Genomic DNA, 10,585 nt, shown 5'->3' with positions numbered 1-10,585 from the left:
AACGCTGGATTGGGAGACCCCAGCCCAGCGTCTGGCTAAGCTCCTGGCCGAAGCCAGTTGATCAACTTGTGTTGCAACGACTCCTAGAATCCGCCAGGTCCCGGCGGGGCGTTCGTCTGTCTGGGCGATATCAGGCTGCGCTGCGATGTGACGCCGGCCTTCGGGCGGGCCTTGTGGCTGTCACCGGCCATGGTCGGGTCTGGTCGGGGGCGGGGGTCCAGCGCTCCCGTTCGATCCGTGCCCTGATCGCGCCGCTGTTCTCCGGGGGCATTCGCTGCGGCCAGAGCGCGGCGCGGAGCAGGGCCGCGCCGGGGATCAGGAACGCCAGCATCCATCCCCAGAACAGGGCGGTCTCGTGGTGGACCAGGTAGGTGATCATCGCTCTGACTCCTCTCGCTCGGAATCCTCTGCACCACAGGTGATTTCATTCATGCTCGGCGCGTCGGCGGCGGCCACGCCCAGAGATTCGAGGGCTGTGACGTCGGCCGCCAGTTCGCGCAGCTGCGCCAGGTACTCATCCATCGGCACGGGCCACCCGTCCGCCCCAACCACGAACCACGACCCATCCGAGCACTGGAGGTAGCGGCCTTCGGGTTCGATACTGGGCGGTCCGGATTGCCTTGCGGGCCGCGCCTTTCGGCGGCTCATCGGGCGTACCTGCGGAACTTCGTGGTCCAGGCCGCGCGTCCCCTGGGGGTAATCGACCAGCGGGACGCGTACGGGGCGGCCGTCACCAGGCCGCGTGATTCCAGCTGCCCGATCGCCCGGCGGGCCGACCACCCGGTGATCTGGGCCTGTTCGCTGATCTGAGCGGCGGTCAACATCCCGCCGGGCGCGAGCACGCCCAGCACCGCCGCCTCCGCCATGGACCCGGTTGCCATAGCTACCCCCTTTGGTCGCCAATGCGTCTGTAGGGCGGGTACCGAACGCCAGGTGGACCGGCTGCGGATACCCACCGTTTGACCTTGACACCCTGGTCAGGTGACTTTGTCCCGCTGCGGGACAAGGGCTTGCCAACGCACGTAATCTGAGCTCTGTCAGGGGTACGGAGGGAGCGGGCATATGACCGGCGAAGATCTGTTCATCGGGCAACGAGTCAAGGCGATCCGGAAGCGGCGCGGCATCACGCAACAGGTGCTGGCCGACCGGACGGGGCTCTCACGCGGCGCGATCGCCAAGTACGAATCCGGTGAGCGCCCGGTGGATTCGCGACGCACCCTGCTGGCCCTGGCGGCGGCGCTGGGCGTGACCCTGGGTGATCTGACCGGGCACGAACAAGACAAGCTGGACCCGTCCACAGCCGAATTCCACACCGCCGTACCGGATCTGGAAACGGTCCTGTGGACGCGGGGCAACGTCACGGACACCCGCCCGCCACGCACCCTGGATCAGCTTGCGGCGGACGCACACCGGGCCACCAAGCTGCGCAACAACTGCGATTACGCGACGCTCGGGCCGATGCTGGTCCCGATGCTCACCGACGCCTACCGACACGTCGGTGAGGCCAAGGCCGACCAGACGGAGCGGGCCTGGGACGTGCTGGGCACGGTGGCCTATGGCATCGCCTCCGCGTTACGAGCGCGCGGCTATCACGCACTCGCTTGGACAGCGGCGCTGGAGGCGGAGCGGGCGGCGAACCATATCGGTGGGGCCGCGCCGATCGCCGCCGCCGCATTCAGCCGGGCACAGATCATGTTGTCGCGCCCGGGTGCTCTGCCCGCCGCCCTGGCCACGGCGACAGAGACGGCGGAGCGGATCGCCGCCGAGGTTCGCACGCTGGGCGAGATCGAGACGTATGGGATGCTGCACCTCCAGGCGTCGATGGTCGCGGCGACCCTGGGTGGCGATCCGGAGCCCCATCTGGCTGAGGCGGCGGAGACGGCGGGCAGGCTGCGCAGCGCCCGGCCGAATACCTCTGTGGCGCGCAATGAATCGTTCGGCCCGGCGAATGTGGCGCTGTGGCGGATGTCGGCGGCGATGGAACGCCGTGAGCCGAGCGAAGTACTCGCGCTCGCACCGACTTTGCAACCCGCGGATCTACCCAATGAAGGGCGGCGCGCGCAGTACTTCGTGGAGATCGGCAAGGCACACGCCATGCGCAAGGACTACCGCGAGTCGATGCACTCCCTGCTTCGGGCCGAGCACGCCGCACCCCAGCACGTCCGCACCATGCCGCCCGTACGTGAGCTGGTCGGGCACATGATGCGCACGGCGAAGCGGGATCTCACGAGCGGAGACCTGGGCAAGCTGGCACAGCGCGTAGGCGTCGTCCCCGCCTGACCGAATCCACGGTCTCGAATACCTACAGATCAGAACGATATTCGGTGTGCCTTCTGGCCCACCGCCACAGCGGCACCATCCTGGCGTTCGCGAGGACGGTGTCACTCTGGGTCGAGGGATGGAAGTGGAGGCCATCGATTTCGGTGCGGGACGGGGATTCCTTTCAGCTGGCCGCACCGACGGACAGCGGACGAGGTTAGCCGTTGGTTGGGCTCAACTGCCGCAACCATTGGTCAACGATCTGGGCGGTCGTATGCGCCTCGGTGCTGCACAGTGCGACGTGTTCCGTGTCCACGGTCTGGACAGTCTGTTCGGTTGACCATGTTTCGATGGGCCACTCGTTGAGGTTGTGCGTCGGTGACGGTTTCGTGCATTTGATGACGAGCGCCTGGCATTCGACAGGCTGATACTCGAGTTGCAGCAACAGGTCGAGCCAGCAGGCCAGTGCGGTCAAGCGTTCGGTGGTGAAGCCGGCGAGGTCGGGAATCATGGCTTCCGTATCGACCACGGCGTCTCTCGCGGTTCCCATTTGGCGCTCGTTCGCCTCCCGGGCGATGAAGGAATCGAAGATGATCAATCCGCGCAACCGGGTGTTGTCTTGTTCCAGCAATCGAGCTGCGGTGGCGTGGGCGAGGTTTCCCCCTCCCGACATGCCGGCCAGGACGAATTCGTCGTCACCGACGGTGTCGAGGACGGTCCTGCCGATACTGTCGATGGCGGCGTCGAGCGACGCCGGCAAGGGCTCATCCGGCTCATATCCCGAGAGCGGGATGACCGAGACGCGGCGATGACCACCCAGATGGGCGGCGAGCAGAATGTACTGAATATATCCGCCGAGGAATGCCGGGGTGGAGATCAATACCACGTGGGGCAGGGTATCGCCGCCACTGTTGTGGGGCGTTCCTCCGCTGAGTCCGATGCCCTTCGGTATTCCCTCGGTGTAATGGTCGAACGCCGGGCGGAGTTGCGCAGCCGCGAGGAGGAACTCCAAGCCGTCGGCGAACCTGTCGTCGGCGACCGCCTGTCTGAACATGCGGACAATAGATGGTTCCGTGGATGGGGCGCTCGCCACGGTGGCCCGGTCGGGGGCGTGTCCGACCCCGTTGCGTCGAGGCGCGAACAGGGTGGCTCCGCGTATGGCGAGTTGCGGTTCGCCGCTGGCGACCGCGGTGACGGTCATGTTCCGTACGGCCATGAGCCCGAACAAATCCCCGAGACCTTTGTCGAGGGAGTCGGTGTCGACGAGAATGATCCGCCCCGGGTTCTCGGATTGAGCCGACTTCACCAGCTCCCATATCGCCGATCCCGTCGGGTCCGCAACCTCGTCAGCCGATACCGAAATCGCGCCGCGCGTGAGCACCAGGAAGGTACTGGCATCGAAGCGTTGTTGTCCGGACCAGGACCGCAAAGCGTCCGACACCTTCTGGGTCATGGCGTGCGTATCCGTTGGGAGCGCACCGGATTCGTCTCTGCGGCAGTCCAGAACTATGACCTGAGTATTGTCGATATCGGGCCCGTTCAGCGCTTCCGTCCAGTCGCAGGGCGCCACTTCGGGTAATGACGCGGGAGCGGGAAATGTGGACCACTCGACGGTGTGATTCTCATTCATGGCTGCTTCTTTCAGGATTGCGGCTGCGGCACCCCCCGAGGTGTAGAACCTGTTACTGCGACTGGCATGTATGGCGTTGCCAGTGCCTCGCTGACGGTCCGCAATGAACTAGCTCCGGGAGCACTCGTCCCTGCTCCACGGCGCGTCGCCAGCATGCCACGAGGAACTGGCGCCGTCCATCGCTTGACTAGAACGTGTTCTTGCATGATGCTGAGAAGCACTGGGCGAGTCAGCTAGTGAGGGTGGGGCGGATGAACCGGGCGACGGCAATGCCGAGCGAATGGCGCGGACGGAAGTCGAGTGCGACTTGATGCTCGCCACGGGTCCTGTTGAGCTCGAGCCGATCTCGCAGGTCGATCCGGATGGCGTTCCGACTTCGGAAGCCAGGTACTCGCTGGACTTTCCGGAGATCTCGAGCGGATTCATCACCTAGTCGAATTCGACTCGGTTGACCTATCTTGATTCGACGACAGCTGATGAGACTGCCGCTTTGTTGAACGCCGAGTTCGGTATACCCATGTCTTTATCCGGATTGGGTTCTTGCTCTTTGGAATAGGGGTTCCAAAATGGTCGATCAGCAGAAGCTGCAACATCTCCTGCGACGGGTCACAGCCGAGCTGCAGGAAAGCCGGGCCAAGCTGCGGGAGCTGACGCAGCAAGCCTCGGAGCCGGTAGCGATCGTGGGTATGGGGTGTCGTTTTCCGGGAGGCGTGGAGTCGCCGGATGATCTGTGGCGTCTGGTTGCCGAGGGTCGTGATGTGGTGTCGGCGTGGCCCTCTGATCGTGGGTGGGATCAGTCGGGCTTGTTCTCCGCGGAGCCGGGGGTGGCGGGAAAGTCGTATGTGCGGGAGGGCGGGTTCGTCTACGAGGCGGGCGATTTCGATCCGGAGTTCTTCGGGATCAGTCCGCGAGAGGCGATCGCGATGGATCCTCAGCAGCGGCTGCTGCTGGAGACGGCGTGGGAGGCTTTGGAGCGGGCGGGCATCAAGCCGGATTCGTTGCGTGGCAGTGACACTGGCGTGTTCGTCGGTGTCATGGGGCAGACCTATGGCGGGATAGTCGGACTCGGGGCTGATCATGGGTCGGAGGGGTATCGGTTGACCGGCGCCGCGCCCAGTGTGGCGTCGGGCCGGGTGTCGTATGCGTTGGGGTTGGAAGGCCCTGCGGTGTCGGTGGATACGGCGTGTTCGTCGAGCCTGGTGGCGTTGCATCAGGCGGTGGCCGCGTTGCGTGCGGGGGAATGTTCGCTGGCGCTGGCCGGTGGCGTCACCGTGATGGCAACCGCGGGAACGTTTGTGGAGTTTTCCCGGCAGCGGGGGTTGGCGCCGGATGGTCGGTGTAAGCCGTTCGCCGACGCCGCCGACGGGACAGCGTTCGGTGAAGGCTCGGGCGTGCTGGTGCTGGAACGATTGTCCGATGCCCAACGCAACAGGCATCAGGTGCTGGCGGTGGTTCGAGGCACCGCGGTCAATCAGGATGGTGCGTCCAATGGGTTGACCGCACCGAATGGTCCTTCGCAGCAGCGGGTTATCCGGCGCGCGCTGGCCAATACCGGGATATCCGCCGCCGAGGTCGATGCGGTCGAGGCCCACGGCACCGGAACCACGTTGGGTGATCCGATCGAGGCGCAGGCGCTGCTGGCCACCTACGGGCAGGACCGGCCGCAGGATCGGCCGGTGTGGCTGGGTTCGATCAAATCGAATATCGGGCACACGCAGGCGGCCGCCGGCGTGGCCGGGGTGATCAAGATGGTGCAGGCACTGCGGCGCGGAATCCTGCCCAAGACACTGCACGTGAATACACCGTCCACACAGGTGGATTGGACCGCAGGGCGGGTGGAACTGCTCACCGAGCAACGCGACTGGCCGACGGTCGACCGGCCGCGTCGTGCCGCGGTATCGGCCTTCGGTGTCAGCGGCACCAATGCCCACGTCATCCTCGAACAGGCGCCGGAGTCGGTGACCGATCCCGCGATCGGTGGGGACCGGTCGGTGGCCTGGGTGGTGTCGGGCCGGACGCCGGAGGCGTTGGCCGGGCAGGTGCGGCGTCTGCGGGATTTCGTGGCCGGTGACCCATCGATGAACGCGCACGACGTGGCGCGGTCGTTGGTGTCTCAGCGGTCGCGGTTCGACCACCGTGCGGCGGTGGTGGGTGCGAATCGTGAACAGTTGCTCGCGGGGCTGACTGCGCTGCTGGAGCAGACTCCGAGGCCCGGCGTGGTGACGGGCGTGGCCGGGGTGTCACGCAAAACTGTGCTGGTATTCCCTGGTCAGGGGGCTCAATGGCTGGGCATGGGGAGACAGCTGCTGGACCGCTCGCCGGTGTTCGCTCGGAAGATGGCCGAGTGCGATGCCGCGTTCTCGCCGCTGGTGGATTGGTCGTTGTTCGACGTGCTCGCGGGCGCGGAAGGAGCGCCGCCGCTGGAGCGTGTCGACGTGGTTCAACCGGTGCTGTTCGCGGTGATGGTGTCGTTGGCCGAGCTGTGGCGCTCGGTGGGTGTCGTCCCGGACGCGGTAGTGGGTCATTCCCAAGGCGAGATCGCCGCGGCGTGTGTGGCCGGGGCATTGTCTCTCGAGGATGCCGCTCGGGTGGTGGTCCTGCGGTCGGCCGCGTTGATCGCCTTGACCGAGCAGGGTGGGATGGCGGCGGTGTCCTTGCCGGTCGACCGAGTCGCCACACTGCTGACCGGATACGACGAATTGTCGGTGGCCGCGGTGAACGGCCCGCAGGCGACGGTGGTGTCCGGGGTGGCAGCGCAGCTCGAGGATTTCCTGGAAGCCTGTGCACGCGACAACGTTCACGCACGCCGGATCCCGGTGGACTATGGCTCCCATTCGCCGCAGGTCGACGTGCTCCGCGAACCACTGCTGAAGGTGCTGGCCGAACTTCGGCCCGGATCCTCACACGTGGCGTTCTGGTCCAGCGTGACCGGTGGTGTGCTCGACGGCACCGAGTTGGACGCGGACTACTGGTTCCGGAATCTGCGGGAACCGGTGCGTTTCCAACAAGCGGCTCAGGCCCTGCTGGAGGACGGGTACGACGTCTTCGTCGAGGTCAGTCCGCATCCGCTGCTCACGGTCGGTATCGAGCAACTGTGTGATCTTCGGGTGGGCGCCGATCCCGTGACCGTGGTGGGTTCGCTGCGACGTGACGCGGGGGACATGGACGATCTCCTCCTGTCGGCGGCGCAGTTGGAAGTGTCCGGCGTGGGCGTGGATTGGGCGGCGTTGCTGGGACCTGCGCAGGGGACCGGGGTGTCTTTGCCGACGTATGCGTTTCAGCGGCGCCGGTATTGGATGGATGGCGGCTCGAGTGGTGGGGATGCGTCGTCGTTGGGGTTGTCGGCGGCTGATCATCCGCTGTTGAGGGCGGTGGTGGCGTCCCCGGACGGGGGCGGTGTGGTACTGACCGGCCGTGTCGGCCTGGCAACCCATCGGTGGCTGGCCGATCGTGCCGTGGGTGGGTTCGTGCTGTTGCCGGAGACCGCTGTCGTGGAGTTGGTGTTGCGTGCGGCAGCGGAAGTGGGGTGCGCGCTGCTGCAGGAGCTGACTCTCCTGACGCCTCTCGTACTGCCCGACGAGGTCGGGATGCAGTTGCAGGTAGTGGTGGACGACGCCGACGAGCTCCGCTGCCGGTCGGTGTCGGTGTATTCCCGCGCCGAGGCCGCCGACGGCATGTGGGTTCTGCACGCACAGGGCGTGTTGGGTATCGAGGGTGCGCCGGAACCGGATTCGGGCCTGGCAGTGTGGCCGCCCGATGGCGCGGTCGCCGTGCCCATGGATGGTCTGTATGACCGGTTGACTGTCGCCGGTTACGAATACGGACCGGCGTTCCAGGGGTTGCGATCGGTATGGCGTTCCGGCGCGGAACTTTTCGTGGAGGTCGAGCTGCCCGAGACGCTGACCGATGTGTCGCGGTTCGCGGTGCATCCGGCCTTGCTGGAGTCGGTGCTGCACGGACAACTCGTCGATGTCGATCCCGATCCGGGACGAGTGACGTTGCCTTACCGCTGGCAGGGGGTGACGTTGCAGGCGACCGGAGCGTCGCTGCTGCGGGCGCGTATCAGTCCGGTCCCCGGCGATATCGACGCAGTATCGATCCAGGTCGCCGATGCGTCCGGCCGGATGGTGCTCACGACGCGGTCCATGACCGTGCAGGAGGTATCCGCCGCACAGCTGGACGCCGTCTCGGCGCGGGACGGGTTGCATGGAGTGCAGTGGACGCCCATCGCGGCGCAGGCCATCTCGTTTGTTGATGCCGAGTCCTTCACCGATGGTGAGGTTTTCGGGAACCGGGTGCAGAACCAGGACGTACCCGTACCCGCGGTAGTCGTATTCGACCGTGGCGTGGCCGGTTCCGGCGCGGACGAGGATGTGCCGGGCCGGGTCCGCGATGCGACGCACGAGATGTTGGGCGTGTTGCAGTCCTGGCTTGGCGAGTTGCGATGCGCGACAAGCACCCTGGTTGTGGTCACTCGTGGCGCGGTCGGCCAGGCTGGGCACGACGTCACTGATGTCGCAGGATCTGCGGTCTGGGGTCTGGTGCGTTCGGCTCAGTCGGAGGCTCCCGGCCGAATCGTCTTGGTCGACACCGACACTGATGCGCTGACCGCCGAAGCGCTGGCGGCAGTCATGGTTTCGGGCGAGCCCCAGGTGGTCATCCGTGCCGGTGTCGTGCATGGAGCCCGCCTGACGCGGATACCTTTTCCGGACCGCGATTCCGGGAAGATCGTCCGCCCTGGGACAGTGCTGGTAACCGGCGGTACGGGCGGTTTGGGTGCGGTGCTGGCGCGACATCTGGTGACGAACCATGGGGTGCGGTCGCTGGTGTTGGCGAGTCGCCGCGGTGCGGCCGCGCCGGGAGCGTCGCTGTTGGCGACGGAGTTGGGCGAGCTGGGTGCTCGGGTGCGGATCGTGGCCTGTGATGTCGCGACTCGCGATGGGGTGGCCGAGCTGTTGGCGGCGGTACCTGAACAGTTCCCTGTGACGGGCGTGGTGCATGCGGCCGCCGTGCTCGATGACGGTGTGATCGCGTCACTGACACCGGACCGGATGGACCCGGTGCTGGCGGCGAAGGCCGATGCCGCGTGGTATCTGCACGAGGCGACGAACAGTATGGATTTGGGGATGTTCGTGCTCTACTCGTCGATGGCGGGTGTGTTGGGCAATGCGGGGCAGGGCAACTACGCGGCCGCGAATGTGTTCCTGGACGGGTTGGCCGAGCATCGGCGTGCGAGGGGGCTGGCCGCGACTTCGATCGCGTGGGGGTTCTGGGCTTCCGATACCGGGATGACCGGGCATCTCGCTGATACCGACACCGCTCGGCTGAGTCGTGTTGGGCTGTCACCTATCTCGACCGAGCAGGGTCTGGCGCTGTTCGACGCGGCGATCGCTACGGACCGTGCCGCGGTGGTCGCGGCGCAGCTGGATCGTCGGGCGCTGGATGCGCAGGTCAGGGCTGGGACATCGATCCCGCTGCTGCGGGGATTGGTATCGAGTGGCCGCCGTTCGGTGCTGGAGCTGTCGCGGGAACCGGGAGGTGATCTGCGAGAGCGGGTTTCAGCGCTGGCGGACGTCGAGCGACTGCCGATGCTGCTGGACGTGGTGCGAGACCAGATGGCGGTTGTGCTCGGCCATGATGGTCGCGACGCGATCGATCCGGCTCGCAACTTCCGGGAGTTGGGTTTCGATTCGCTGGCCGCGGTCGAGGCCCGTAACCGACTGAATGCGATCACGGGACTGCGACTGCCCGCGACCTTGATCTTCGACCACCCCACCCCGGCCGCCCTCGCCCGGCACATCCTGCACGAACTGCTCGGATCCGATGGGGAGACCGTGGCGGCGCCGATGCGGCCGGCGGAATCCGCTGCTCCCGAAGACTCTTTGGTCGGCGTCATCCGGCAGGCGATCGCGGACAACAGGTTCACGCAGGGTGTGGCGCTCTTGCGAGCGGCAGCGAAACTCCGTCCGCGGTTCGACCACTTCACCGAGGGAATGCCGACCGGCATCGGAGTCAGTGGCGGGGATGTCCTGCCGCACTTGGTATTCATCAATGCCCCGGAATTCCTCGGGGGATCCGTTCAGTACACGCGGCTCGCCGCCCAGGTGGGCGGTCACCGCCGGGTCTCGGCCATCCCGCTGTCGGGATACGCTCCGGATGAGCCGCTCCCCGCATCGCTCGACGCCGCCATCGGCAGCATTGTCAAGACGGTCCTCGACACTGTCGGCCAGGACGAATTCGTGCTGGGCGGCTACTCGGTAGGGGGAAACATCGCCCACGCGGTGGCGGCTCGGCTGGTGGAACAGGGAAATGCCCGGTTGCGGGGCCTGGTCATCCTGGACGGCCTCATCACCCGCGAGGCGAACGAACGCCGATTGAACGGCCTCGGGAGCCACATGCTCGAGCTGGACGCGACAATTCCCGACCACGCCGGCCTCACCACCGCACGGTTGACCGCATTCGGTTGGTGGTTCGACCTGGCGATGCAGATCGAACACAAGCCGCTGGACTGTGCGGCGCTCGTCGTCGAGTTCACGCGATCGTCGCCCGTGCGTCAGAGCCTCGATGAGTGGCCGGCAGGAGAGTGGTCGACCGCGTCCACGGTCCGGACCGTGGACGCGGATCACGGTGCGGCACAGCTCATAGACCAATGGCTCACGCAGCTGAGCGCCGGCAGCCGACCTATTCAGTGAGGGA

At 66.3% G+C, this 10,585-nt stretch carries 6 protein-coding genes; 2 read left to right on the top strand and 4 right to left on the bottom strand.

Annotated features, from left to right (window positions below; genetic code table 11):
- Nucleotides 1–130 precede the first annotated feature (130 nt).
- From ACFRAQ_RS35585 to ACFRAQ_RS35575, 3 genes are all read right to left on the bottom strand, one after another.
- On the bottom strand, nt 131–379 hold the full coding sequence (locus ACFRAQ_RS35585) for a hypothetical protein (RefSeq protein WP_379107456.1): 249 nt from the start codon (nt 377–379) through the stop codon (nt 131–133).
- Nucleotides 376–522 carry a hypothetical protein gene (locus ACFRAQ_RS35580; RefSeq protein WP_379107455.1) on the bottom strand — a complete coding sequence of 49 codons (147 nt, stop codon included), beginning with the start codon at nt 520–522 and terminating at the stop codon, nt 376–378. Before ACFRAQ_RS35580 ends, ACFRAQ_RS35585 begins: the two co-directional genes overlap by 4 nt.
- Before the next feature lie 122 nt (nt 523–644).
- Nucleotides 645–881: a hypothetical protein gene (locus tag ACFRAQ_RS35575; protein WP_379107454.1), complete on the bottom strand. Its 237-nt coding sequence runs from the start codon at nt 879–881 to the stop codon at nt 645–647.
- Nucleotides 882–1,062: 181 nt separating this feature from the next.
- On the opposite strand from ACFRAQ_RS35575, the gene ACFRAQ_RS35570 reads away from it, so the two are divergent.
- Nucleotides 1,063–2,280 carry a helix-turn-helix domain-containing protein gene (locus tag ACFRAQ_RS35570; RefSeq protein WP_379107453.1) on the top strand — a complete coding sequence of 406 codons (1,218 nt, stop codon included), beginning with the start codon at nt 1,063–1,065 and terminating at the stop codon, nt 2,278–2,280.
- Between the two features lie 196 nt (nt 2,281–2,476).
- Here the strand turns inward: ACFRAQ_RS35570 and ACFRAQ_RS35565 are convergent, their stop codons facing one another.
- Complete coding sequence (locus ACFRAQ_RS35565; RefSeq protein WP_379107451.1) at nt 2,477–3,889, bottom strand: thioesterase domain-containing protein; 1,413 nt, start codon at nt 3,887–3,889, stop codon at nt 2,477–2,479.
- A gap of 566 nt (nt 3,890–4,455) precedes the next feature.
- On the opposite strand from ACFRAQ_RS35565, the gene ACFRAQ_RS35560 reads away from it, so the two are divergent.
- On the top strand, nt 4,456–10,581 hold the full coding sequence (locus ACFRAQ_RS35560) for an SDR family NAD(P)-dependent oxidoreductase (RefSeq protein ID WP_379107450.1): 6,126 nt from the start codon (nt 4,456–4,458) through the stop codon (nt 10,579–10,581).
- Nucleotides 10,582–10,585 lie beyond the last annotated feature (4 nt).

Source organism: Nocardia sp. NPDC056611 (assembly GCF_042792755.1).
Taxonomy (GTDB): Bacteria; Actinomycetota; Actinomycetes; order Mycobacteriales; family Mycobacteriaceae; genus Nocardia.
The sequence above is the reverse complement of the archived record's forward strand: the minus strand, read 5'-3'. Positions and strand labels throughout refer to the sequence as shown.

Excerpts from the sequence above, each read along its gene's own strand:
- ACFRAQ_RS35585 (WP_379107456.1), bottom strand. The coding sequence starts at position 379 with ATGATCACCTACCTGGTCCACCACGAGACCGCCCTGTTCTGGGGATGG.
- ACFRAQ_RS35580 (WP_379107455.1), bottom strand. The coding sequence starts at position 522 with ATGGATGAGTACCTGGCGCAGCTGCGCGAACTGGCGGCCGACGTCACA.
- ACFRAQ_RS35575 (WP_379107454.1), bottom strand. The coding sequence starts at position 881 with ATGGCAACCGGGTCCATGGCGGAGGCGGCGGTGCTGGGCGTGCTCGCG.
- ACFRAQ_RS35570 (WP_379107453.1), top strand. The coding sequence starts at position 1,063 with ATGACCGGCGAAGATCTGTTCATCGGGCAACGAGTCAAGGCGATCCGG.
- ACFRAQ_RS35565 (WP_379107451.1), bottom strand. The coding sequence starts at position 3,889 with ATGAATGAGAATCACACCGTCGAGTGGTCCACATTTCCCGCTCCCGCG.
- ACFRAQ_RS35560 (WP_379107450.1), top strand. The coding sequence starts at position 4,456 with ATGGTCGATCAGCAGAAGCTGCAACATCTCCTGCGACGGGTCACAGCC.